This is a genomic window from Streptomyces cinnamoneus (assembly GCF_014650495.1).
Classification (GTDB): Bacteria; Actinomycetota; Actinomycetes; order Streptomycetales; family Streptomycetaceae; genus Streptomyces; species Streptomyces cinnamoneus.
On sequence record NZ_BMVB01000009.1, the window covers coordinates 104476 to 128750 of the forward strand.

24 protein-coding genes and 1 riboswitch are annotated in these 24275 nt (G+C 73.7%); of the genes, 17 read left to right on the forward strand and 7 right to left on the reverse strand.

Annotated elements, in window-relative coordinates; all coding sequences use genetic code 11:
* The 3 genes from IE182_RS15755 to IE182_RS15765 all read left to right on the forward strand — a co-directional run bounded on the left by IE182_RS15755 (position 1) and on the right by IE182_RS15765 (position 3549).
* Positions 1-1377, forward strand: coding sequence for a M16 family metallopeptidase (locus IE182_RS15755; protein WP_190110563.1), 1377 nt, complete (start codon positions 1-3; stop codon positions 1375-1377).
* Between the two features lie 273 nt (positions 1378-1650).
* A riboswitch (cyclic di-AMP (ydaO/yuaA leader) is annotated at positions 1651-1805 on the forward strand.
* 11 nt (positions 1806-1816) lie between these two features.
* Entirely contained in the window at positions 1817-2602 is a 786-nt protein-coding gene (locus tag IE182_RS15760) for a M23 family metallopeptidase (protein WP_190110437.1), read from the forward strand.
* A 227-nt stretch (positions 2603-2829) separates the two neighbouring features.
* A complete protein-coding gene (locus IE182_RS15765) occupies positions 2830-3549 on the forward strand; it encodes a GntR family transcriptional regulator (protein WP_190110438.1) in 720 nt (239 codons plus the stop codon).
* A 175-nt stretch (positions 3550-3724) separates the two neighbouring features.
* Here the strand turns inward: IE182_RS15765 and IE182_RS15770 are convergent, their stop codons facing one another.
* Positions 3725-4006 carry an HPr family phosphocarrier protein gene (locus IE182_RS15770; protein WP_190110439.1) on the reverse strand — a complete coding sequence of 94 codons (282 nt, stop codon included), beginning with the start codon at positions 4004-4006 and terminating at the stop codon, positions 3725-3727.
* A gap of 151 nt (positions 4007-4157) precedes the next feature.
* On the opposite strand from IE182_RS15770, the gene IE182_RS15775 reads away from it, so the two are divergent.
* The 4 genes from IE182_RS15775 (at position 4158) to IE182_RS15790 (ending at position 9527) form a co-directional block, all read left to right on the forward strand.
* Positions 4158-6935 carry a bifunctional acetate--CoA ligase family protein/GNAT family N-acetyltransferase gene (locus IE182_RS15775; RefSeq protein ID WP_190110440.1) on the forward strand — a complete coding sequence of 926 codons (2778 nt, stop codon included), beginning with the start codon at positions 4158-4160 and terminating at the stop codon, positions 6933-6935.
* Between the two features lie 56 nt (positions 6936-6991).
* Positions 6992-7579 (forward strand): DUF5998 family protein, encoded by a 588-nt coding sequence (locus tag IE182_RS15780; protein WP_190110441.1) that lies wholly within the window; start codon positions 6992-6994, stop codon positions 7577-7579.
* Entirely contained in the window at positions 7579-8787 is a 1209-nt protein-coding gene (locus tag IE182_RS15785; RefSeq protein WP_190110442.1) for an alkaline phosphatase family protein, read from the forward strand. The genes IE182_RS15780 and IE182_RS15785 overlap by 1 nt, the downstream gene beginning before the upstream one ends.
* Positions 8788-8867: 80 nt before the next feature.
* Positions 8868-9527, forward strand: a complete 660-nt coding sequence (locus tag IE182_RS15790; RefSeq protein ID WP_190110443.1) for a thymidine kinase — start codon at positions 8868-8870, stop codon at positions 9525-9527.
* 25 nt (positions 9528-9552) lie between these two features.
* Here the strand turns inward: IE182_RS15790 and IE182_RS15795 are convergent, their stop codons facing one another.
* Positions 9553-10350: a VOC family protein gene (locus IE182_RS15795; RefSeq protein ID WP_190110444.1), complete on the reverse strand. Its 798-nt coding sequence runs from the start codon at positions 10348-10350 to the stop codon at positions 9553-9555.
* A gap of 265 nt (positions 10351-10615) precedes the next feature.
* Here IE182_RS15795 and IE182_RS15800 point away from each other — a divergent pair, with 265 nt between their 5' ends.
* Positions 10616-11452: a sulfurtransferase gene (locus IE182_RS15800; protein ID WP_190110445.1), complete on the forward strand. Its 837-nt coding sequence runs from the start codon at positions 10616-10618 to the stop codon at positions 11450-11452.
* A 36-nt stretch (positions 11453-11488) separates the two neighbouring features.
* Here IE182_RS15800 and sepH read toward each other — a convergent pair whose 3' ends face one another.
* Positions 11489-12583 (reverse strand): septation protein SepH, encoded by a 1095-nt coding sequence (gene sepH / locus IE182_RS15805; RefSeq protein ID WP_190110446.1) that lies wholly within the window; start codon positions 12581-12583, stop codon positions 11489-11491.
* A 425-nt stretch (positions 12584-13008) separates the two neighbouring features.
* Between sepH and IE182_RS15810 the strand changes: the two genes are divergently transcribed.
* Positions 13009-13935 carry a hypothetical protein gene (locus IE182_RS15810; protein WP_229844861.1) on the forward strand — a complete coding sequence of 309 codons (927 nt, stop codon included), beginning with the start codon at positions 13009-13011 and terminating at the stop codon, positions 13933-13935.
* A 72-nt stretch (positions 13936-14007) separates the two neighbouring features.
* Here the strand turns inward: IE182_RS15810 and IE182_RS15815 are convergent, their stop codons facing one another.
* Positions 14008-15354, reverse strand: a complete 1347-nt coding sequence (locus IE182_RS15815) for a D-arabinono-1,4-lactone oxidase (RefSeq protein WP_190110448.1) — start codon at positions 15352-15354, stop codon at positions 14008-14010.
* A complete protein-coding gene (locus IE182_RS15820; protein ID WP_190110449.1) occupies positions 15317-16558 on the reverse strand; it encodes an MFS transporter in 1242 nt (413 codons plus the stop codon). Before IE182_RS15820 ends, IE182_RS15815 begins: the two co-directional genes overlap by 38 nt.
* 139 nt (positions 16559-16697) lie before the next feature.
* On the opposite strand from IE182_RS15820, the gene IE182_RS15825 reads away from it, so the two are divergent.
* Positions 16698-17825: a ferrochelatase gene (locus IE182_RS15825; protein WP_190110450.1), complete on the forward strand. Its 1128-nt coding sequence runs from the start codon at positions 16698-16700 to the stop codon at positions 17823-17825.
* A 14-nt stretch (positions 17826-17839) separates the two neighbouring features.
* Positions 17840-18640, forward strand: a complete 801-nt coding sequence (locus tag IE182_RS15830) for an inositol monophosphatase family protein (RefSeq protein ID WP_190110451.1) — start codon at positions 17840-17842, stop codon at positions 18638-18640.
* 106 nt (positions 18641-18746) lie between these two features.
* Here the strand turns inward: IE182_RS15830 and IE182_RS15835 are convergent, their stop codons facing one another.
* Positions 18747-18914: a hypothetical protein gene (locus IE182_RS15835; RefSeq protein WP_190110452.1), complete on the reverse strand. Its 168-nt coding sequence runs from the start codon at positions 18912-18914 to the stop codon at positions 18747-18749.
* A gap of 299 nt (positions 18915-19213) precedes the next feature.
* Between IE182_RS15835 and IE182_RS15840 the strand changes: the two genes are divergently transcribed.
* The 4 genes from IE182_RS15840 to IE182_RS15855 all read left to right on the forward strand — a co-directional run bounded on the left by IE182_RS15840 (position 19214) and on the right by IE182_RS15855 (position 22686).
* On the forward strand, positions 19214-19867 hold the full coding sequence (locus tag IE182_RS15840; RefSeq protein ID WP_190110453.1) for a response regulator transcription factor: 654 nt from the start codon (positions 19214-19216) through the stop codon (positions 19865-19867).
* Between the two features lie 6 nt (positions 19868-19873).
* The gene (locus IE182_RS15845) at positions 19874-21154 is read left to right on the forward strand and encodes a sensor histidine kinase (protein ID WP_190110454.1); all 1281 of its coding nucleotides are present in this window, start codon (positions 19874-19876) and stop codon (positions 21152-21154) included.
* Between the two features lie 429 nt (positions 21155-21583).
* Positions 21584-21880, forward strand: coding sequence for a DUF4193 domain-containing protein (locus tag IE182_RS15850; protein ID WP_190110455.1), 297 nt, complete (start codon positions 21584-21586; stop codon positions 21878-21880).
* A 14-nt stretch (positions 21881-21894) separates the two neighbouring features.
* Positions 21895-22686: an EcsC family protein gene (locus IE182_RS15855; protein ID WP_229844849.1), complete on the forward strand. Its 792-nt coding sequence runs from the start codon at positions 21895-21897 to the stop codon at positions 22684-22686.
* Between the two features lie 3 nt (positions 22687-22689).
* On the opposite strand, the gene IE182_RS15860 is transcribed toward IE182_RS15855, so the two are convergent.
* Positions 22690-23133, reverse strand: a complete 444-nt coding sequence (locus tag IE182_RS15860) for a DUF3093 domain-containing protein (protein WP_190110456.1) — start codon at positions 23131-23133, stop codon at positions 22690-22692.
* A 59-nt stretch (positions 23134-23192) separates the two neighbouring features.
* On the opposite strand from IE182_RS15860, the gene IE182_RS15865 reads away from it, so the two are divergent.
* Positions 23193-23777: a PaaI family thioesterase gene (locus IE182_RS15865; RefSeq protein WP_190110457.1), complete on the forward strand. Its 585-nt coding sequence runs from the start codon at positions 23193-23195 to the stop codon at positions 23775-23777.
* Positions 23777-24274 carry a dUTP diphosphatase gene (gene dut / locus IE182_RS15870; protein ID WP_190110458.1) on the forward strand — a complete coding sequence of 166 codons (498 nt, stop codon included), beginning with the start codon at positions 23777-23779 and terminating at the stop codon, positions 24272-24274. The genes IE182_RS15865 and dut overlap by 1 nt, the downstream gene beginning before the upstream one ends.
* Position 24275: the final 1 nt, after the last annotated feature.

The window sequence follows — 24275 nt, forward strand, 5'->3', positions numbered from 1 at the left end:
ATGGAGTTCCACCCCCAGCCCGGCCCCGGCCGGGCGACGCCCTGGGCCTTCCCCGCCCCCGAGCGCAGCCGGCTGGACAACGGCCTCACCGTCCTGCGCTGCCACCGCCCCGGCCAGCAGGTCATCGCGGTCGAGGTCAGCCTGGACGCCCCACTGGAGGCCGAGCCCACGGGCCTGGACGGCGTCGCCACGATCATGGCGCGCGCCTTCTCCGAGGGCACCGACAAGCTCAGCGCCGAGGACTTCACCGCCGAGCTGGAGCGCTGCGGCGCCACCCTCGACGCGCACGCCGACCACCCCGCCGTGCGGGTCTCCCTGGAGGTCCCGGCGTCCCGGCTGGACAAGGCCCTGGGCCTGCTCGCCGACGCCCTGCGCGCCCCCGCCTTCCCGGACAACGAGGTCGAGCGCCTCGTGAACAACCGGCTGGACGAGATCCCGCACGAGCTGGCCAACCCCGCCCGCCGGGCGGCCATGGCGCTGGCCGCCGAGATCTTCCCGGCCGACTCCCGGCTCTCCCGCCCCCGCCAGGGCACCGAGGAGACGGTGGCGCGCATCGACGCCGCCGCCGTGCGCGCCTTCTACGAGGCCCACGTGCGCCCCGCCACGGCGACCGTCGTGGTCGTCGGCGACTTCACCGGCATCGACCTCGACGAGGTCCTCGGCACGTCCCTCGGCGCCTGGACGGGCGCGAGCGCCGAGACCCGCCCCGTCCCGGCGGTCAGCACCGACGACACCGGCCGCGTCGTGATCGTGGACCGCCCCGGCGCCGTCCAGACGCAGCTGCTCATCGGCCGTGTCGGCCCCGACCGGCACGAGCGCGTCTGGCCCGCCCAGGTGCTCGGCACGTACTGCCTCGGCGGCACCCTCACCTCCCGCCTGGACCGCGTCCTGCGCGAGGAGAAGGGCTACACCTACGGCGTCCGCGCCTTCGGCCAGGTGCTGCGCTCGGCACCGCCGTCCTCCACCGGCGCCGGCACGGGCATGCTCGCCATCAGCGGCTCCGTGGACACCCCCAACACCGGCCCGGCACTGGAGGACCTCTGGACGGTGCTGCGCACCCTGGCGGCCGAGGGCCTGACCGAGGCCGAGCGCGACGTCGCCGTGCAGAACCTCGTCGGCGTCGCCCCGCTGAAGTACGAGACCGCGGCCGCCGTCGCCGGCACCCTCGCCGACCAGGTCGAGCAGTTCCTGCCGGACGACTTCCAGGCGCGGATGTACGAACGCCTCGCGGAGACGGGCACGGTGGAGGCCACCGCGGCCGCCGTGAACGCGTTCCCGGTCGACCGCATGGTCACGGTGCTCGTCGGTGACGCGGCCGAGATCACCGAGCCGGTCAAGGCGCTGGGCATCGGCCCGGTGACGGTCATCCCGGCCTGACGCCGTCCCCGGCGTGCCCGGCGTCCTGCCGGGCACGCCTGACGGAGGTTCAGCGCGCCGTATTCCCGGCCGCCGTGCCGGACATGGCAGGACAAAGGAGGCGTGTGAGCCCTCAGGGGCTCATGCGCCTCCTTTATGTCCACTTTCATGCAGTGGTTGCATGTTGGTCGTGTGGCGTACGTCATAAAACCCCCGTTCTGTTTGCCGTTCGAATCTGACGCCGATTAGCGTCAGGGCGGCAGTCCGTCAGATCGGAGCCGCAACCGCGGCCCCGGGCAGCCATCGCCGAGTCCCCGAGACACCAGTCGAGGGGAGCCGGGGACCCAAACGTCCCTGGGGTGAATCGGGTCCCTCTCACGAGGGAGCCGTAGGAGACCTTCCTGCTCCGAACCCGTCAGCTAACCCGGTAGGCGAGAAGGAAGGAAAGGATCGCCCAGCCATGGGTAAGCACCGTCGTCCGAGCCGAGCCGTGCGTGTCAGCGCCAACGTCGCGGGCATAGCCACCCTCACCGCCGCGGGCGTGGTCGCCGGTGTCGCCGCCCCGGCCTTCGCCGCATCTGACGAGACCCAGCGCCCCGAGGACACCGGTCTGACGCAGGCCGTCGTCATCGGGGACGTCATGGCCGGCAACGTCGACGCCCAGGCGGAGACGCAGCGCAGCGCCGCCGACGAGGCCGCCGTCCGCCTCCAGGCCGAGGCCACCGCCAAGCAGAAGGCCGCCGAGGCCAAGCAGCGCGCCGAAGAGGCCAAGCGCAAGATCGAGGAGGAGCGCGCCGCCAAGGAGCGCGCCGCCCGCGACGAGGAGCGCAAGCGCCTCGGCACGTACGTGAGCCCGATCGACGGCTCCTACGTCTCCACCTCCTACAAGGCGTCCAGCGGCCTGTGGTCCTCCGGCAGCCACACCGGCATCGACATCCACGCCGCGACCGGCACCTCGGTGCACGCGGTCGCCGCCGGCACCATCGTCGAGGCCGGCTGGGGCGGCGCGTACGGCAACAACGTCGTCATCAAGCACAACGACGGCACCTACACCCAGTACGCCCACCTCTCCTCGCTCGACGTCTCCGTCGGCCAGACGGTCACCCCGGGCCAGCAGATCGGCCTGTCCGGCGCCACCGGCAACGTCACCGGCCCGCACCTGCACTTCGAGGCCCGTACCGGCGCCACCTACGGCTCCGACATCGACCCGATCGCCTACATGAGCGCGCACGGCGTCAGCCTGTAGCAGCGCCCGCGTCCGCGCGAGCGGCGACAGCCTCACGAAAGGCCCCGGCCCCCACGGCCGGGGCCTTCGCGTTGGGCCCGTTCCCGGTTGGCCAAAAAATATCCATGAAACGGCGGACCCGTCGGAAATCCCCTGCGATTGCCATAGAGTCGCTGAACGGGCGTCAATCGGCCGTGCTGCACGGGGGTTGAGTCATTGGTCGGAGGTACACCCATGCGGGGCCGTACGTGAACGGCAATGGCGAGACGGTCCGCGCCGGCGGACGCATTTCCGCGCACGCGGTGTGCACGGCGATCCGCGACGACATCGTCTCCGGCGTTTTCCCGCCGGGCAGCCGGCTCATCGAGGAACTCCTGGCCCGCCGTTACGGCGTCTCCCGGGTCCCGGTGCGCGAAGCGCTGCGCACCCTGGCCTCCGAGGGCTTCGTGACCACCCGGCGGCACGCGGGCGCCTGCGTCGCCGAACCCACCGAGCGGGAGGCCGCCGACCTGCTCGACGTCCGCGCCCTGCTGGAGCCGCTGGGCGCCGCCCGGGCCGCCCAGCGGCGCACGGAGGCCCATCTGAAGGTGCTGCGCGGCCTGGTCCGGCTCGGCCAGGAGCGGGCCCGTGCGGGCCGGACCGCGGAGCTGCGCCCGCTGGCCGACTGGTTCGACGAGACCCTCGCCCAGGCGTCGGGCAGCGCCAGCCTCGCGGCGCTCCTCACCCAGCTGCGCCGCAAGATCGCCTGGGTGTACGCGGCGGAGCCGCCGGTGCGGGCGCTGGAGAGCTGGGAGGCGTGCGCGGCGCTGGTGGACGCCGTGGCCCGCGGGGATGCCGACCGCGCGCGGGCCCTGGCGGTCGCCCGGGCCGGCCGTTCCCCCGGGCAATTCCGGCTGAGCCGGCCGGCGGGCACGGAAACGGCGCCGGCGCCGAAACAATCCGTCAACACGGCGAGCGCCCGTTCTTAACAACCGGCCGCTATTCATGGGGAATAGCGGCGGGGAATTCGTGGCGGTTCCCGGCCGGATGTGAACAGCGGGGCCGCGGCGGCCTTCCCGGCCGCCGCGGCCCCGCCGCGCGCCCGCTCCCGTGGAGCGGGCGGAAAAGGGAAAACAGAGGAAAGACGTCCGGGCGCCCGGAGCGTCAGACGGTCTCCGGGAGCTCCTCAAGACCCTCGGCGACGAGCTTGGCCAGACGGTCGAGCGCGACCTCGGCACCCTCGGCCTCGGTGGCCAGGACGATCTCCTCGCCACCCTGGGCGCCCAGGCCCAGCACGGCGAGCATGGAGGCGGCGTTGACGGGGTTGCCGTCCGCCTTGGCGATCGTCACGGGGACGCCGGCGGCGGTCGCCGCACGGACGAAGATCGACGCGGGCCGGGCGTGCAGGCCCTCGGCCCAGCCGACGTTTACGCGGCGCTCAACCATGGTGTTGCCCTTCAAGTCGATATTGGTTGTCTAGACCATTGTCGCACGGGGCGCACGGTGCCCCGCGCGCCCCCGCCCGGGGCCGTCCGGCCCCGTGGCCAGGGGCCGGACGCCACCACCGCTTGTCGGTGCCCGGCCTTACGCTGGCCCCATGCAGACGCCGCCCGAGCATGTGTACCCGGCTCACTGGGAAGCCGATGTCGTGCTGCGCGACGGGGGCACCGCGCGGATCCGCCCCATCACGCCCGACGACGCGGAGCGCCTGGTCAGCTTCTACGAGCAGGTCTCGGACGAGTCCAAGTACTACCGCTTCTTCGCTCCCTACCCCCGTCTCTCCGACCGGGACGTGCACCGCTTCACCCACCACGACTACGTCGACCGGGTGGGCCTCGCCGCGACCGTCGGAGGCGAGTTCATCGCCACCGTCCGCTACGACCGCATCGACGGCAACGGCATGCCGGCCTCCGGCATCGCCGACGAGGCGGAGGTCGCCTTCCTCGTGCAGGACGCCCACCAGGGCCGGGGCGTGGCGTCCGCCCTGCTGGAGCACATCGCGGCCGTCGCCCGCGAGCGCTCCATCCGGCGCTTCGCCGCCGAGGTGCTGCCCGCCAACACGAAGATGATCAAGGTCTTCACCGACGCCGGATACACCCAGAAGCGCAGCTTCGAGGACGGCATCGTCCGCCTGGAGTTCGACCTCGAACCGACCGACGCCTCGCTCGCCGTCCAGCGCGCCCGTGAACGGCTCGCGGAGGCCCGCTCGGTCCAGCGGCTCCTCGCCCCCCGCTCGCTCGCCGTCGTCGGCACCGGCCGCGAGGCGGGCGGCCTCGGCCGCACGGTGCTGCGCAACGTCCTGGCCGGCGGCTTCACCGGACGCACCTACGCCGTCAACATCGCCTTCCCCGCGGAGCCTTCCGTCCTGGAGCCCGAGGGCGTCCCCGCCCACCGCTCCCTCCTCACCATCGAGGACCCCGTCGACCTCGCCGTCGTCGCCGTGCCCGCCGAGCACGTCCCCGCCGTCGTCGCCGACTGCGGCGAGCACGGCGTCCAGGGCCTGGTCGTCCTCTCCGCCGGCTACGCCGAGAGCGGGGCCGAGGGCCGCGAGCGCCAGCGCGAGCTCGTCCGGCAGGCCCGCACCTACGGCATGCGCGTCATCGGCCCCAACGCCCTCGGCCTGATCAACACCGCCGAGGGCGTCCGGCTCAACGCCTCCCTCTCGCCCGAGCTGCCGGCCGCCGGCCGCGTCGGCCTCTTCAGCCAGTCCGGCGCGATCGGCATCGCCCTGCTCAGCGGCCTGCACCGGCGCGCGGCCGGCCTGGTCGGCATCTCCACCTTCGTCTCCGCCGGCAACCGCGCCGACGTCTCCGGCAACGACTTCCTGCAGTACTGGCACGACGACCCCGACACCGACGTCGCCCTGATGTACCTGGAGTCCATCGGCAACCCGCGCAAGTTCGCGCGCCTGGCCAGGCGGACCGCGGCCCGCAAGCCGCTCGTCGTCGTCAAGGGCGCCCGCCACGGCTCCGCGGCGCCCGCCGGGCACACCGTCCCCACCACCCGCATCCCCGACGCCACCGTCTCCGGCCTGCTGCGCCAGGCCGGCGTCATCCGCGTCGACACCGTCACCGAGCTCGCCGACGCGGGCCTGCTCCTCGCCTCCCAGCCCCTGCCCGCCGGCCCCCGCGTCGCCATCCTCGGCAACTCCGAATCCCTCGCCCTGCTCACCTACGACGCCTGCCTCACCGACGGGCTGCGCCCCCTGATGCCGCGCGACCTGACCACCGCCGCCGCCCCGGCGGACTTCCGTACGGCCCTGACCGAGGCCCTCGCCGACCGGGCCTGCGACGCCGTCGTCGTCACCGCCATCCCCTGGGTCGGCGACACCTCGGCCGCCGACCTCGCCGAGGCCCTGCGCGACGCCGTCGCCACCGCCCCGGCCGGCAAGCCCGTGGCCGTCGTCCACCTGGAGATCCCCGGCCTCGCCGAGGCCCTCGCCGCCCCACCGGCCCGCCCGCCGGCGCCGGCGCCCGGCGACGGCCCGCCCGCCGTGCCGCCGGCGGTCCGCATACCCGCCTACCCCGCCGCCGAGCGCGCCGTCCGGGCGCTCGCCGAGGCCGTGCGCTACGCCCAGTGGCGCAAGCAGGCGGCGGACCCCGGGCGCGTGCCCGAGTACGACGACATCGACGAGGCCGGCGCCGCCGCCGACATCGACGTCCTCCTCACGGCCCACCGCGCGACCCGCGCCGTGACGCTCTCCGCCGCCGACACCCAGCGGCTGCTCGCCCGCTACGGCATCGCCGTCCTGCCCGCCCTCCCCGCACCCGACCCGGACAGCGCCGTCCGCGCCGCGGAGCGCCTGGGCTACCCCGTCGCCCTCAAGCCCACCGCCCCGCACCTGCGCCACCGCGCCGACCTCGGCGGCGTCCGGCTCGACCTCGGCGGCGAGGCCGAACTGCGCCGCTCCTACACCGAATTGACCGAGCTCCTCGGCAGCCCGGAGGAGATCCGCCTCGTCGTGCAGTCCATGGCCCCGCGCGGCGTCGACACCGTCGTCCGGGCCACCATCGACCCCGCCGCCGGAGCCGTCCTCTCCTTCGGGCTGGCCGGCGCCCCCTCCCTGCTGCTCGGCGACACGGCCCACCGCCTCGTGCCCGCCACCGACCGGGACGCCGCCGAGCTGATCCGCTCCGTCCGCACCGCGCCCCTGCTCTTCGGCTGGCGCGGCTCCACCCCCGTCGACACCCCGGCGCTGGAGGAGCTGCTGCTGCGCGTGTCCCGCCTGGTCGACGACCACCCCGAGGTCGTGGGCGCCGACCTGGAGCCGGTGATCGTCGCCCAGCACGGCGTGCACGTCCTCGGCGCCTCCCTGCGCATCGCCCCGCCACCGGCCCGCACCGACCTCGGCCCGCGCAGTCTGCCGCCGTACTGAGCGCCCTGCCCGGGATCGGCGGCAGAGAGGCCCCGTACGCCCCGTAGGATGGGCATATGGCGAAGACCGGTACGACGACCCAGGGGCTGCGCGCGGCCATCGAGCGCAGCGGCTACTACCCGGCTCTCGTGGCCGAGGCGGTGGAGGCCGCCGTGGGCGGGGAGCCGGTCGTGTCGTACCTGGTCCACCAGGAGACGACCTTCGATTCCAACGAGGTCCGCCGGCACGTCACGGTCCTCGTCCTGACCGGCACCCGATTCATCGTCAGCCACACCGACGAGCAGGCCGCCGACAACACCTCCCCGTCGCCGTACGCCACCACGTCCACCGAGTCGGTCAAGCTCGACCGCATCTCCTCGGTCGTGCTCAGCCGCGTCGTCGCCAACCCGGAGGCGTACACCCCGGGCACCCTGCCCCGCGAGGTCGTCCTGACCATCGGCTGGGGCGCCGTCTCCCGCATCGACCTGGAGCCCGCCGCCTGCGGCGACCCCAACTGCGACGCCGATCACGGCTACACCGGCTCCTCCACCGCCGACGACCTGAGCCTGCGGGTCAGCGAGGCGGGTGACGGCCCGGACACCGTCCGCCAGGCCCTCGCCTTCGCCCAGGCGCTCTCCGAGGCCACCGCGGCGACCGCCCGCTGATGTCACGTCCCGCCTTCGCCGGCTCCGCCTGGCACGAGCCGGCCCCGCTCGACCCCCGCACCGCCCCGCTGCCCCGCTACGGCACCGGCTCGCTCGCCGACCTGCTGCCGACGGTCGCCGCGGGCATGGGCGTGCCCGGCCTCGGCACGGGCATGGAGCTGGCCCCCGCCGACCGGGTCTGCGTCTTCCTCATCGACGGCCTGGGCTGGGAGCTGCTGCGCGCCCACCCCGACGAGGCGCCGTTCCTGCACTCGCTGCTGCCGAGCTCGATGAACGGCACCGGCGCGCCCATGACGGCCGGCTTCCCGTCGACCACCGCCACGTCCCTGGCCTCGGTCGGCACGGGCCTGCCGCCCGGCGCCCACGGCCTGCCCGGCTACACCGTCGCCGACCCGGCCACCGGCCGGCTGATGAACCAGCTGCGCTGGCGCCCGTGGACCGACCCGCACGCCTGGCAGCCGTACCCCACCGTCTTCCAGCTCGCCGACGCCGCCGGCGTCGCCACCTGCCAGGTGTCGTCCCCCGACTTCCAGCACACCCCGCTGACGAAGGTCGCGCTGAGCGGCGGCACCTTCCACGGCCGCCTCTCCGGCGAGGAGCGGATGGACCTGGCCGCCGACCGGCTGGGCGCGGCGGACCGCTCGCTCGTCTACACCTACTACAGCGAGGTGGACGGCAAGGGCCACCGCTTCGGCGTCGACTCCGACGAGTGGCGCGGCCAGCTGATGTACGTGGACCTGCTCGCCCAGCGCCTGGCCGAGCAGCTGCCCCCGCGCTCCGTGCTGTACGTCACCGCCGACCACGGCATGATCGACATCCCGTTCGACCCGGAGTCCCGCATCGACTTCGACGAGGACTGGGAGCTGCGCGCCGGCGTGGCGCTCCTGGGCGGCGAGGCCCGGGCCCGGCACGTCTACGCGGTGCCCGGCGCGGCCGCCGACGTGCTGGCCGTGTGGCGCGAGGTGCTCGGCGAGCAGATGTGGGTCGCCGGACGGGACGAGGCGATCGAGGCGGGCTGGTTCGGGCCGCCCGGCCAGGGCGTCGACGACCGGGTGCACGCACGGATCGGGGACGTCGTCGCCGCCGCGCGCGACGACATCGCGATCGTGGCGACCGAGACCGAGCCGAACGAATCGACGATGGTCGGCCTGCACGGTTCCATGACGCCCGTCGAGCAGCTCGTGCCGCTCCTCGAAGTGCGCTCCTGACGGGCGCGCCGCCCGCCCCACGCATCCCACCCTCCCCGCCGACAAAACGAGCCGACAAAACGAAAGGCATTGGCTTTCCCATGCCCGAGCTGGTGTTCTTCTCCGGAACCATGGACTGTGGAAAGAGCACCCTCGCTCTGCAGATCGAGCACAACCGTTCCACCCGTGGCCTGCAAGGCATGATCTTCACCCGCAACGACCGCGCGGGCGAGGGCAAGCTGTCCTCCCGGCTGGGCCTGGTCACCGACTCCGTCGAGGCGGGGGAGGGCTTCGACTTCTACGCGCACCTCGTCGGGCACCTCTCGGCGGGCGGCCGTGCCGACTACGTCATCGCGGACGAGGCGCAGTTCCTCACCCCGGACCAGATCGACCAGCTGGCCAGGATCGTCGACGACCTCGACCTGGACGTCTTCGCCTTCGGCATCACCACCGACTTCCGCACCAAGCTCTTCCCCGGCTCCCAGCGCCTGGTCGAGCTCGCGGACCGCATCGAGGTCCTGCAGGTCGAAGCGCTGTGCTGGTGCGGGGCCCGGGCCACGCACAACGCCCGTACGATCGGCGGCCACATGGTCGTCGAGGGCGAGCAGATTGTCGTCGGTGACGTCAACCAGCCCGAGACCGTGGTCGGTTACGAGGTGCTGTGCCGCCGGCACCACCGCCGCCGGCTGACGGCCGCCGCCGCGCACGCCGCCGCCCTGTCGCCCGACGTGCTGCCGGTGGACCCCGTCGCCTCCGAGTGACCCGCGGCGAGCAGGCGCGCTCCGGCTAGCGGGCCGTCCGCAGCAGGGTGAACGCCGAGCCCTCCGGGTCCGTCACCGTCGCCACCCGGCCGGCCGGCGTCTCCTGCGGAGCGCTCACCACCCGGCCGCCCAGCTCCGTGACCCGCCCGGCGGCCGCGTCCACGTCCGCCGCCTCGAAGTACGGCATCCAGTGCGGCTGGCGCAGCGCGGGGCCGGCGCTGCGGATCGAGGCCACCGGCCGCCCGTCCACGTGCAGCGTGACCGTCTCGCCGTCCATGTCGCCGGCCGCCTTGGCCTCGTAGCCGAAGAGCGCGCGGTAGAACTTCAGTACCACCGACGCGTCATGGGTCACCAGTTCGTGCCAGACCGGGGTGCCCGGCGTGCGCTCGGGCCGGGAGCCGAGCAGCCGCTGCCCCTGCCAGACGCCGAAGGAGGCCCCTGCCGGGTCGGCCGCCAGCACCAGCCGCCCCGCCCGCTCCGCCGCCAACGGGCCCACGCCGACTGTGCCGCCGGCGCAGTGGATCCACTCCGCGCACACGTCCGCGTCGTCGCTCGCCAGATAGGTGGTCCAGGAGCCCGCGAGTTGACGGTCGTGCGGCAGTTCGCCGATTCCGGCGACGTTGCGGCCGTCGAGCGTCGCCCGGACGTACGGTCCCAGGTGGCGCGGGCCCGGGTCGTAGTACGACCAGCCGAACAGCGCGCCGTAGAACTCCTTGGTCGCTTCCAGGTCGTGCACCAGGAGACCGGTCCAGCACGGCGTGCCGGATGCCTGCCGCGGGCCCTCCTCCTCGCCGGTCCCGGAGGATCCCCATACCTCGGTCATCGTCAGTCGTCTCCTCGGACCCTCGTGGTGGCCGCGCGTCCCGCTCCGGCGCGCGCGGGGTGGTACAGGGCGGTGCCCGACCAGATGTTTGCACCACCGGTCGTGGGACGCCTCCGGCCGCGCCGGACTTCACCGGTTCCCGCGGGAGAATGCCCGCATTCGCGTTCCGCTTCACCGCCCGCGAGTCGGCGTCCAGTATCGATCAGCATCGTGGCGTCTGGCCAGGGGGCCGTTCGGCGCAATGCCGGTACGCCAGGATGGGGGTATGACTGCCATCATCACCGCGACGCAATGGGAGAGCGAGGCGGCGGGCGAGCAGCCGCCGACGCTCCTGGACATCCGCTACCGGCCCGGCGGGCCGCCCGGCCGGCCGGAGTACGCGGCGGGCCACCTCCCCGGAGCCGTCTACGTCGACATGGATGCGGAGCTGGCCTCCGCGCCGGGGAAGAGGGGGCGTCACCCGCTGCCGGACGTCGGGGAGTTCGGGGCGGCGATGCGGCGGGCCGGCGTCCGTGCGGACCACCCGGTCGTCGTGTACGACGGAGGTCTGGGCTGGGCGGCCGCCCGGGCGTGGTGGCTGCTGCGCTGGGCCGGGCACCCGTCCGTACGCGTGCTCGACGGCGGCTTCGCCGCCTGGACGGCGGCCGGGGGCCGGCCGGTGACGGAGGTGCCGTCGGTGACGGAGGGCGACTTCGTCCCGCGGCCGGGGGCGCTGCCGGTCCTCGACGCGGACGGCGCGGCGGCGCTGGCGCGCCGGGGGCTGCTGCTCGACGCCCGGGCGGGGGAGCGCTACCGCGGTGAGGTGGAGCCGCTCGACCCGGTCGCCGGGCACATCCCCGGAGCCGTCTCGGCGCCCACGACCGAGAACGTGGACGAGGACGGCCGGCTGCGGCCCGCGCAGGAGCTCGCGGCGCGGTTCGCCGCGCTGGGGGCGGCGGACGGGACCGAGGTGGGCGTCTACTGCGGGTCCGGCGTCTCCGCGGCGCAGCAGGTGCTCGCGCTGGAGACGGCGGGCATCTCCGCGGCCCTGTACGTCGGTTCGTGGAGCGAATGGACGTCCGACCCGGCCCGGCCGGTGGCCACGGGACCGCTGCCGGGCTGACGCTGCCGCGCCCCGGGGCGACCGGGGCGCACGCGGCTAGTCCTGCTTCTTGCGCCGGGTGCCGAAGACGATCTCGTCCCAGCTCGGGACCGCCGCGCGGCGGCCCGGGCGGACGCCGTCGGCCTCGGCCTGGCGGTCCGTGGTGCCGATGAGGCGATCGCGGTGGCCGGCGACGGAGCGCGGCATGAGCACGTCGGCGTACGCGGACCCCGCGCTGGCGGCCGGCGCGGGCGGCTCCACCGAATCCGCTTCCTCCTCCGGCGTGTCGGAGGCCGGGGCGGGGGCCGGGGCCGTGCCGGCCGTCTCCGGGACGACCATGTCGCCCCGGAAGCTGGGCACCGCTTCGAGCAGGCTCGTCAGGGAGTCCCGCTCCTTGGCGGGTTCCTCGGCCGGGGCGTCGTCGGAGGACGCCTCCGGATCCGTCGAGGGGGCCTGCGGCTGCCGGTCCAGGGAGCGGTCCAGCGGCCGGTCGCGGGGCAGACGGGCGATGCGCGGCACGAACGGGAAGCTCGGCTCCGGCGTGTCGTCGGTCTCGCCGATCAGCGCGCGGGCCTCGTCGTCCAGCGCCTGAACGATCCGGCGCGGCGGGTCGTAGGTCCAGCTCGCCGCGCGCGGATCTCCGGCGGCGCGGTAGACGAGCAGGACCTCCCACGTGCCGTCGTCGCGGCGCCAGGAGTCCCACTGGGCGGTGTCCTTGTCGGCGCCGCGCAGCACCAGCCGCTCCGCCACGGCCTCGCCGAGCGGCGGTCCGCCGGCGTTCTCACCCGGACGCCGCACGGGCGTCTTGCGGGCGCGCTCCGCCATGAAGGCGCGCTCGGCGAGCACGGGGCCCTCGAAGCGCCGGACCCGCTCCACGGGGATGCCCGCGAGCTGCGCGACTTCCTCCGCGGACGCACCGGCCCGGATGCGGGCCTGGATGTCGCGGGGGCGGAGGTGGCTCTCCACTTCGATCTCGATCTGGCCGAGACGCGCACGGTCGTTGCGCACGGCGGCACGCAGCCGCTCGTCGATGGGAAGCGTGTACTCCGTGCTGTCCGCAGCCTTGAGCACCAGCCGTGTGCCGTCGTTGGAGACTGCCACGACACGCAGTTCGGGCATGGGGACCTCCCGGGTGGTGCCTGCCGACGTCACCTGCGTCGCTGCTTCCGCTAGTCGAGTGTGGCCTGCCCGGGTAGCAGCCTGCCACAACATTGCCGAGTTGACGGGGCGAGAGCCGCCCGGGCCCCTCCCGTCGGTTCCGGTGGGTTCCGGGCAGCCGGACGGGATATTGGGGCCAGGGCTCGTCACAGTACTCCATTCGGGCCACTGGGGGTGGATCGGCGCGCCAGCGAAGTTCACCTGCGACAAGGGAGTTGAAATGCGCCCCTTGTGGCGGGGCGCCTACCCATGGGTGGCGAGGTTCACACAATCGCCCGATGCGGAACTGTTCGTTAGGCTCGAATGTCTCTTCTGTCTACAACAGGGACTGAAGGTACCAACAGGGGTTGGAGATGGACGACAAAGCCGAAAGCGAGGCAAAAGCCAAGGACAGGCGCCTGGACCTGAGCGTCGCACAAGTGTCCGGCAGTGCACTGGCGGCGGTGGTCGCGGCGCTGCTCGCGGGCAAGCTCGGTGTATATGGCACGGTGATCGGTGCCGGCGTCGTCAGCGTGGTGGCCACCACCGGTGGCACGGTCTTTCACCACCTGTTCAAACGTACGGGTGAGCAGTTCCGCGATGCGACGGGCCAGTCGGCGAGCCGTTCGGAGCCGCAGCCCCGCCGGGTTCCGGTGCGCGGCACGCCTGACGAGACCCGTGCGCTGCCCCGGGCCGAGGACCGTACGCAACTCCTGCCTCAGGCGTCCCGCCCCGACGGGCACCCGGCGCCTTCGAGGGCGCACGCCGGTGCGTACACCGGCGCGCCCCCTCACGCGCACGTCGGCGGATGGCCGGAGGAAGGGGAATACGGGCAGCGCACCACCCACGGCACCCGGCTGCGCGGCTGGAAGCGCCCGCTGCTGGCCGCCGGAGCCGTCTTCGCCCTCGCGATGGGCACGGTGACCGCGGTCGAGCTGGTCTCCGGCTCCAGCGCCGACGGCAGCAAGGACGGGACGACCGTCAGCCGCCTGTTCCAGCCGGAGAAGCAGGGGAAGCAGGAGGACGAGGGTCCGCGGCAGTCGCCCGGAACCGGCTCCCAGGACGGCGGCAGCGAGCAGCCCGGCCGCGACGACACCCCGACGCCGTCCCCCGGTGGCTCGCAGCCGGGCGGCGGCACGGGCAGGACTCCGGAGCCGAAGACCTCCCCGTCGGCCGGGGGCGGCGCCACGCCGTCGCCGAACACCACCCCCGGGCCCAGCGGGTCCCCGGGCGGCGGCACGACCGGCGACGGCAAGGGCGGCACGACCGGCGGCCAGGGGGCCGGCGGCGCCACCGGCGCCCCTTCCGCCCCGCCGCCGGGCCAGAACGCCGCGGCGGGCACGACCACCGGCAAGGACGCGGCCTAGGCGCGGCGGCCCGCGCGCGTGCGGCGTTGCGCCGCGTCGACGCGCTGCCGCGGCCGGCCCCGCCGCACCGCCTCACTCCCCGAGCACGCGCCGCAGGTAGTCGTTGCCGAACACGCGGTGCGGGTCCAGCCGGTCCCGCACCGCGGTGAACTCCGCGAAGCGCGGATAGACGTCGGCCAGGTACGCCGCGTCGCGGCTGTGCAGCTTCCCCCAGTGCGGCCGGCCGCCGTGGGCCGTCATGATCTGCTCGGCCGCGGTGAAGTACGCCCGGTGCGGTGTTCCCTTGTACATGTGTACGGCGAGGTAGGCGGTGTCCCGCCCGGACGCCGTGGACAGGGGGACGTCGTCCGCCGGGGCCGTCCGCACCTCCACGGGAAAGCTCACGCGCAGCCGCTTGCGGCCGATCACCTCCCGCAGCTCCCGCAGCGCCGCCATCGCCGCCGCCCGCGGCAGCGCGTACTCCATCTCCAGGAAGCGGACGCGGCGCGGGCTGGTGAAGACCTTGTAGGGCACGTCGGTGTACGTACGGGCCGACAGGGCGCGGGCGGCGAGGGCGGCGATGCCGGGAACGGCCGCCGGCACGGCACGGCCCAGGGCGCAGGCGGCCCCGAAGACGCCGTTGGAGAGCAGCTCGTCCTCCACCCAGCCGCCGAACCGGCCGGCCGGCGCGGCGGGGCCCGGGCTGCGGTTGTTGCGCTTGGTGGTGCAGCTGCCCGTGTGCGGGAACCAGTAGAACTCGAAGTGTTCGTTCTCGGCGACCAGCTGATCGAACTCAGCCGTCACCCGGTCGAGGGGCATGGGTTCCTCCTGCGCCCTCAGCAGGAACTCCGGCTCGACGGCGAAGGTGATCGCGGTGATCACGCCCAGGGCGCCGAGCCCCACCCGGGCCGCGGCGAAGACGTCCGCGTTCTGCTGCGCCGAGCAGGTCAGCACCGAGCCGTCGGCCGTCACCAGCTCCAGGCCGCGGATCTGGGCGGCGATCGCACCCGAGTCCCGCCCGGTGCCGTGGGTGCCGGTGCTGACGGCCCCGGAGACCGTCTGTTCCATGATGTCGCCCATGTTCGTCAGCGACAGGCCGTGCGCGGACAGCGTGCGGTTGAGGTGCCGCAGCGTCGTACCGGCCGCGACCGTCACCGTCCCGGCGGCCCGGTCCAGCGCGAGGACGCCGCTCAGCCGCTCGGGGCGTATCAGCAGGCCGTCCGTGGCGGCAGCCGCGGTGAAGGAGTGACCGGAGCCGGCCGCCTTGACCCTCAGGCCGTCCGAGGCCGCCCGGACGACGGCGTCCGCCAGCTCCTGAGCCGTCGCCGGGGCGACGGTCCGCACGGGCCGTGCGGTGACGTTGCCCGCCCAGTTGCGCCATGTACCGCTACGCCACGTACCGCTACGCCATGCACTGCTCGCCCGTGTCGTCGCCGTCATCAATGCGAACCCCCACCCGCTCCGACGCCGGCCGGAGCCGGCGGTACCCGAGGAACGCGCCGGCGGCCGCGAGTGCCCCCGCCGCGCCGGGCACCGCGTACCCCGCCGCGGCGCCGGCGGCGTCCACCGCCCAGCCGGCGGCCGACGAGCCGAGCGCCACTCCGACCGCGAGCCCGGTGCTCGTCCAGCTCATGCCCTCGGTCAGCTGTGCGCGCGGTACGTACTGCTCGACGAGGGCCATCGTGGTGACCATCGTCGGCGCGATGGACAGGCCCGCGACAAAGAGCGCCACGGCCAGGAACGGCAGGTTCCCGACCAGTTGGAGGGGGATCATACTCACGGCCATCGCACACACGCCCAGGACCCAGCGACGGGCCGGCTCGCCCTTCAGGTGCAGCAGCCCGAAGACGGCCCCCGCCAGGCACGAGCCCAGCGCGTACACGGCCAGCACCAGGCTGGACGCGGCCTTGTGGCCCTGCTCCTCGGCGAAGGCCACGGTCACCACCTCGACCGAGCCGAAGATGGCGCCGGTGGCCACGAAGACCCCCACCAGCACCTGGAGTCCCGGAGACTTCAGCGCGGAGCCGCCCGAGTGCTCCGTGCGCGGGTGCGGCCGGGGCTCGGTGGCCCGCTGGGCGGTCAGCCAGTAGACGCCGGCTCCGAGGAAGCAGGCGGCGAGCAGCGGGCCCGACTCGGGGAACCACGCCGTGGACAGGCCGATCGACAGGATCGGCCCGACGATGAAGACCACCTCGTCGATGACGGACTCGGCGGAATAGGCCGTGTGCAGCTCGCGCGGCGAGCCCGTGTAGATCGCCGCCCAGCGGGCCCGCACCATCGAGCCCACGCTCGGCACGCAGCCCACGCCGGCCGAGAAGAGGAACAGCGTCCAGTCCGGCCACCGCTCGTGCGCGCTCACCAGCAGCCCCGCCACCGAGACGAGCGAGACGGCCGTCACCGGCCGCAGCACCCGGCGCTGCCCCAGCCGGTCGACCAGCCGGGAGATCTGCGGGCCGCACACCGCCGCCGCCAGCGCCAGGGTCGCGGACAGCGCGCCCGCCAGGCCGTAGCGGCCGGTGAGCTGCGAGACCATCGTGACGATGCCGATGCCCATCATCGACAGCGGCAGCCGGCCGAAGAATCCGGCCGCGGAGAAGCCCTTGGCGCCGGGGGCGGCGAATATCGCACTGTACGGACTGGACAACGACGGCTCCCGTAGAGGCTCAGAGGGGTGGACAGAGGGTGCCGTAAGGACTGTTGGAGGCTGATACAGCTTACGGGCGGACTTTCCGCGATGCACTCGCATTTCCCGCCTGTCAGTACCGGGTGGCAGGATCGGGGCCATGTCGGATCAGCCAGCCCACGCCCCCTATGACGCCCTGCTGTTGCTCTCCTTCGGGGGGCCCGAGGGGCCGGACGACGTCGTGCCGTTCCTGGAGAACGTGACCCGGGGGCGCGGCATCCCCCGCGAGCGGCTCAAGGAGGTCGGGCAGCACTACTTCCTCTTCGGCGGCGTCAGCCCCATCAACGACCAGAACCGCGAGCTGCTGGGCGCCCTGCGCGAGGACTTCGCCGCGCACGGCGTGGACCTGCCGGTCTACTGGGGCAACCGCAACTGGGCGCCGTACCTGACCGACACCCTGCGCGAGCTGGTCGCCGACGGCCACCGCCGCGTGCTCACCCTGACCACCAGCGCCTACGCCTCCTACTCCGGCTGCCGGCAGTACCGCGAGAACCTCGCCGACGCCCTGGCCGCGCTGGAGGCGGAGGGGCTGCCGCTGCCGCGCGTCGACAAGCTGCGGCACTACTTCAACCACCCCGGCTTCGTCCGGCCCGTGGTCGACGCGACGCTGGCCGCGCTGGAGAGCCTGCCCGAGGACGTACGGGCCGGCGCGCACCTCGCCTTCACCACGCACTCGATCCCCACGGCCGCCGCGGACACCTCCGGCCCGGCCGAGGGCCACGGCGACGGCGGGGCGTACGTCGCCGAGCACCTGGACGTGGCCCGGCTCGTCGCCGAGGCGGTGCGCGAGCGGACCGGCACCGACCGCCCGTGGCGCCTGGTCTACCAGTCGCGCAGCGGCGCCCCGCACATCCCCTGGCTCGAACCCGACATCTGCGACCACCTGGAAGCCGTGCACGGCGAGGGGGCGCCGGCGGTGGTCATGGTCCCGATCGGCTTCGTCTCCGACCACATGGAGGTCACGTACGACCTCGACACCGAGGCCACGGCCAAGGCCGCCGAGCTGGGCCTGCCGGTCGCCCGGGCCGCCACCGTCGGGGCCGACCCCCGCTTCGCCGCCGCCGTGCGGGAGCTCGTCCTGGAGCGCGCCGCGAGCGAGCGCGGCGAGCTGCCCGAGCGCTGCGCGCTGGGCGCGCTCGGCCCCGGCCACGACCTCTGCCCCGTCGGCTGCTGCCCGGCCCGGGCCCCCCGCCCGGCGGCCGCGGGCGCCGACAGCCCGTACGCGTAAGGAGCACCACCACCGTGAGCGACACCCTCAAGGCCGAACTGCTGGCCGTGGCCCTGGAGGCCGCCGAGCGGGCCGGCGCCCTGCTGAAGGACGGCCGCCCGGCCGACCTCGGCGTGGCGTCGACGAAGACCAGCCCCATCGACGTGGTCACCGAGATGGACATCGCCGCCGAGAAGCTGATCACCTCCTTCCTCGCCGAGCGCCGCCCCCAGGACGGCCTGCTGGGGGAGGAGGGCACCAGCAGCGAGGGCACCAGCGGGGTGCGCTGGGTCATCGACCCGGTCGACGGGACGGTCAACTACCTCTACGGCCTCCCGGCCTGGGCCGTGTCCATCGCCGCCGAGATCGACGGCGAGGCCGTCGTCGGGGTCGTCGCGGCGCCGGTGCGCGGCGAGACCTACCGTGCGGTGCGCGGCGAGGGCGCCTTCCTGGGCGACCGGCGGCTGCGCTGCCGACCGGCAGCGCCCTTCGCGCAGGCCCTGCTGGGCACCGGCTTCGGCTACCTGACCGACCGGCGGGCCGCCCAGGCGGAGGTCCTGAGGGCGCTGCTGCCCGAGGTCCGCGACATCCGGCGCAGCGGCTCCGCCGCGATCGACCTGTGCGACGTGGCCTGCGGCCGGCTCGACGCCTACTACGAGCGGGGCCTGAACCCGTGGGACCACGCCGCCGGCGCGCTGATCGCCCACGAGGCGGGCGCCCTCACCGGCGGGCGGCCCGGCGAGCCCGCGTCGGGCGAGCTGACGGTGGCGGCGCCCCTCGGCCTGTTCGAGCCCCTCCAGGAACGGCTGGAGGCCCTGGGGGCCTGGCACGACTGACCGGGCCCCCACGGCGCTGCAGGGCGGCCCCTGCCGCCCTGCAGGGCCCCGGGCACGGCAAAGCGCCCCGGCACCGTCTGGACGGTGCCGGGGCGCTCTGTGAGCGTCAGTGCGCGTCGATCGGTACGCCGTGCTCGGCGGCCAGGCGGTGGAGGTCCTCCAGCTCCGCCAGTTCGACGTCGGCGAGGTGATCGTCACCCGTACGGCGGGCGTGGTCGAGGTCGGATCGGGTGCTCTCTATGCGCTGCAGGATGCCAGCGGTGAACGCGTCCATGGTGCTGCGCCCCCTCGTCGTGGGTAGGCGGCACGGGGGTGTGCCACGGCGAAAACGATCACGTGCGTGGGTATCCGGGTACGCGTGGACGTACGGAGAAGCGTGATCGCGGGTGTGCAGACGTCTTCCCCACCCCCGCCCGGAGGGAAACCTGCCACCGGCAAGCAATCCGGAATCCCTGCCCCGTCCGGCCGAGGAGCACCCCTTACGGCCGGTTTATCGACATCCGAGGCAGGATGGAGTGACCCAACGGGGTCATCGAGGCTGCCCAGACGGGCTCAAGAGGAAGGATCAGCGCCGTGCGCGTACTCGTCGTCGAGGACGAGCAGCTGCTCGCAGACGCCGTAGCCACCGGACTGCGCCGGGAGGCCATGGCCGTCGACGTCGTGTACGACGGGGCCGCCGCCCTGGAGCGCATCGCCGTCAACGACTACGACGTCATCGTGCTCGACCGCGACCTGCCGGTCGTCCACGGGGACGACGTCTGCCGCAAGGTCGTCGAGCTCGGCATCCCCACCCGCGTCCTGATGCTGACCGCCTCCGGCGACGTCAGCGACCGCGTGGCGGGCCTGGAGCTCGGTGCCGACGACTACCTCCCCAAGCCCTTCGCGTTCACCGAGCTGACCGCGCGCGTACGGGCCCTCGGCCGGCGCACGACCGTCGCGCTGCCGCCCGTCCTGGAGCGGGCCGGCATCAAGCTGGACCCCAACCGCCGCGAGGTGTTCCGCGAGGGCAAGGAGGTGCAGCTGGCGCCCAAGGAGTTCGCGGTGCTGGAGGTGCTGATGCGCAGCGAGGGCGCCGTGGTCTCGGCCGAGCAGCTGCTGGAGAAGGCCTGGGACGAGAACACCGACCCGTTCACCAACGTCGTGCGGGTCACCGTCATGACGCTGCGCCGCAAGCTCGGCGAGCCCCCGGTGATCGTCACCGTGCCCGGCTCCGGATACCGGATCTGACCCGCGATGCCCGCCACGCCCCCCACCCCCGCGCCGCCCACGCCGCCGCAGGCCGGACCGTCCGCGACGCCGCCGAAGCCCACCTGGGACCCCCGCCAGCCGGTCGTCCGCCCGTTCCCGTGGCTGCGTCCGACCATCCGCATACGCCTCACCCTGCTGTACGGCGGGATGTTCCTGATGGCCGGCGTGCTGCTGCTGACGATCATCTACCTGCTGGCCGCCAACGCGCTGAGCGTGGGCAGCGAGCCGCTGATCAAGCTGGTCGACGGCAGTCAGGTCCGGGTCACCGGTGACACCTGCCCGGACCTGAAGACGCCCGGCCTCAACGCCGAGCAGGCCAACCGCATCCTCGAACAGTGCATGCTCGACCAGCGCGCCCAGGCCCTGGGCTCCCTGCTGCGCCGCTCCCTGCTGGCGCTGCTGGGCCTCGCCGTGATCGCGTTCGCCTTCGGCTACGCCATGGCGGGCCGGGTCCTCTCGCCGCTGGGCAAGATCACCCGCACGGCCCGCCGGGTCGCCGGCACGGACCTGACCCGGCGCATCGAACTGGGCGGGCCGGACGACGAGTTGAAGGAGCTCTCGGACACCTTCGACGAGATGCTCGACCGGCTGGAGCGGGCGTTCACGGCGCAACAGCGCTTCGTGGCCAACGCCTCGCACGAGCTGCGGACGCCCCTGGCCATCAACCGGACGCTGTTGGAGGTCCACCTCTCCGACCCCGGGGTCTCCCCGGAGCTGCAGCAGCTGGGCAAGACGCTGCTGGCCACCAACGAGCGCAGCGAGCAGCTCGTGGAGGGCCTGCTGCTGCTCGCCCGCAGCGACAACGAGATCGTGGACCGCAAGCCCGTGGACCTCGCCGAGGTGGCCTCCCAGGCGCTCGACCAGGCCCGCGCGGAGGCCCAGGCCAAGGGCGTCGAGCTCAGGGGCACCCGCCAGCCCGCGGTCGTCCAGGGCAACGGCGTGCTGCTGGAGCGGATCGCGCTGAACCTGGTGCAGAACGCGGTGCGCTACAACGCCCCGGACGGCTGGGTGGAGGTCACCACCGAGGCCCAGCCGGGCCAGGCGGTGCTGGTCGTGGAGAACACCGGCCCGGTCGTCCCGGCCTACGAGCTGGAGAACATCTTCGAGCCCTTCCGCCGGCTGCGCACGGAGCGTACGGGCAGCGACAAGGGCGTCGGCCTGGGCCTGTCCATCGTGCGCTCGGTGGCCCGCGCGCACGGCGGGCGGATCACCGCGGAGCCCCGCGAGGGGGGTGGCCTGGTCATGCGTGTGGTGCTGCCCACCTGAGGCAGGGGGCCGTGAGGTCCGCAGCAGCCGCGCAGACCTGAGACAATAGGTCGGCCACCGGTTCGCTTTGGGCGGAATTTACCCGTTCCGACCGGCACCGTGGCCGTGTGTGTTCAGTCACATACGCCGACTTCCGGCCATCTACTCTCCGTGACGACCGTGGCTCCGGGAACGCCTGAAAAATGGGGGTTTCCGGGGGTCCTGATCACGGGAAGTACACGAGATGGCGCGGCCGCACCCGGTCTTCGGGCCGGGTGGGGTCCCGATCGCCACCCGTCCCGATCACCTCTTCAGGTGTGCGGTTGGGTGTCGATTGAGTAACAGACCTTGATGTGAGGCAAAATCTCCGCCTCGGGTCGGGCACAAGTCCGGCCTCTCACGCGTTACGTGCGCTGGAGATACCGCAGACACCCAGAGGGGGAGAGCGACATGGCAACGGATTACGACACCCCACGCAAGACCGACGAGGACGTCGACAGCGACAGCCTGGAAGAACTCAAGGCTCGCCGGAACGACAAGTCCGCGTCGAGCGTGGACGTGGACGATTTCGAGGCGGCCGAGGGCATGGAGCTGCCCGGCGCGGACCTCTCCAACGAGGAGCTGGCCGTCCGGGTCCTGCCCAAGCAGGCCGATGAGTTCACGTGCATGAGCTGCTTCCTCGTGCACCACCGCAGCCAGCTGGCCGGTGAGAAGAACGGTCAGCCGATCTGCCGCGACTGCGAGTGAGGTGAGGGTCTGCCATGGCAGGCTCGACCCCGTTCCGGAAGCGGCGCTCCCGGCAGCCCGAGCCGACCACCGGGCCTGCCGTGGACGTGCCCGGCGGCCCGGCGGGAGCCGGTGACGACGCGAGCGTCGAGCGGGGCCGTACGGCCTCGCTCGCGGCCGCCGTCGGCCGCGGCGCCCGGACGGTGAAGCAGGGCGGCCGGGGAGCGCGGGCGGCCCTGACCGTCGTCGCCGACCGGATCATCGCGAACGCCCCGCGCATCCCCGTGCGCGACCTCGCGACCCTTCGCGTCCAGTTCCCCGGCCTCGGCCCGGAGGAGCTGGCGGACAAGCTGGTGGCCGGGGCCGTCTACGGCACGTCCACCGTGGGCGCCGGCGTCGGCGCGGCGGCGATGCTGCCCGTGCCGCCCGCCATGCCCGCCGAGCTGGCGGCCGAGATCATCGGCGTGGCCGCCGTGGAGTTCAAGCTCATCGCCGAGCTGCACGAGGTGTACGGCGTTCCCGCGCCCGGCACGGTGCGCCAGCGCGCCGTCGCCTACCTCGGCGCCTGGGCCGACGAGCGGGGCATCGACGTCACGTCCCCGCTGACGGTCAACGCCGCCCTCGGCGGCCAGCTCCGGCGCGAACTGCGCCAGCAGGTCCTCAAGCGCACCTTCCGCAACCTGCCGAACCTCGCACCCTTCATGATCGGCGCGACGGTCGGTGCGGTGATGAACCGCCGCGACACCAAGAGGCTCGCCGAGAAGGTCCGCAAGGACCTGCGCACGCGCCAGGTGCCGTGGGGCGAGCAGGGGATGGGCCTCGCCTAGCCCTCAGGCCCGTACGGCCGTCAGAGCGGCCGCCAGGCGCTCCGGGGAGCGCGTGGAGAGGTAGAGGTAGGGGGTCGGGTCCGCCGGGTCCGTGACCTCGATGCGCACCGCCGTCGGCACGTACCCGCGCAGCAGCATGAACGCCCGGGTGTCGGCCTTGTGCGTACGCCAGGCGCGGGCCTCCTCCGCGTCCAGGACCTCCGGCGCCCCCAGCGCCCCGACGGGGATCTTCGCGTCCCCCGCCACGAGCGAGTCGCCCACCACCCGGATGCGCACCGAGCCGTACGAACTGACCGCGGCCGCCGCGAGCGCCCCGCCGCCGACGAGCCCGCCGAGCATCGGCAGGGTGCCCAGGGGCAGCAGGATCAGCGCCATGGCCACACCGGTGAGAACCGCGATGAACCACCAGGAACGGGGCGCCGTCAGGCGTTCTTCGTAAGGCTGCATATGCACAAGCTTGGCACGGACGGGACCGGGTGCGTCCTGCGCGGGTAAGGTCAGCCCCTGTGAGTGGACGAACGACAGCGCTGACACCGCCGGCCGATGCCGGGCCCCCGGTGCGGCACCCCGAAGCCCCCGCGCCCGGAGAGATCATCGGGTCGCACTACGAGCACTGCTTCGGCTGTGGCGGCGGGCAGCCGCACGGGCTGCACCTGGAGACGCGGGCGGGCGAGGGCGTGAGCGTCACGGCCGAGTTCCGGGTCAAGGAGGCCCACCAGGGCGCTCCCGGCCTGGCGCACGGCGGTGTGCTGGCCACGGCGCTGGACGAGACGCTGGGCGGGCTGGGCTGGCTCCTGAGGGTCATTGCGGTGACCGGCCGGCTGGAGACGGACTTCGTGCGTCCGGTGCCGGTGGGCACCGTGCTGCACCTGGAGGCCGAGGCCGTCGCGGTGCACGGCCGGAAGATCTACTGCACGGCGACGGGCCGGATCGGCGGCCCGGACGGGCCGGTCGCGGTCCACGCGGACGCCGTCTTCATCGAGGTCAAGATCGACCACTTCATCGAGAACGGCCGCAAGGAAGAGATCCAGGCCGCTCTCGCCGACCCCGACCAGGTGAAGGTCGCCCGAGCCTTTGAGGTGAACCCCTAGTGCGCCAGCCCGTCGACGTCCTGATCCGCCGCGTCGACCCCGAGGTGGACATTCCCTCGTACGGTCACCCCGGTGACGCCGGCTGCGACCTGGTCACCACCGAGGCCGCCGAGCTGGCCCCCGGTGAGCGCATGGTGCTGCCCACCGGCATCTCCATCGCGCTGCCCGACGGCTACGCCGCGTTCGTCCACCCCCGGTCCGGCCTCGCCGCCCGGTGCGGAGTGTCCATGGTCAACGCCCCGGGCACCATCGATGCCGGGTACCGTGGAGAGATCAAGGTGATTGTGGTCAATCTGGACCCGCGCGAAAGCGTCCGGTTCGAGAGGTTCGACCGCATCGCCCAGTTGGTTGTTCAGCAGGTCGAGAAGGTTCGCTTCCACGAGGTGGCGGAGCTTCCCGGCTCGGCGCGGGCCGAAGGGGGCTTCGGGTCCACCGGTGGCCACGCTGCCGTGGGGAATGGATTCGCTTCGGTCGCCTGCGACCGGGAAGGACAGTGAC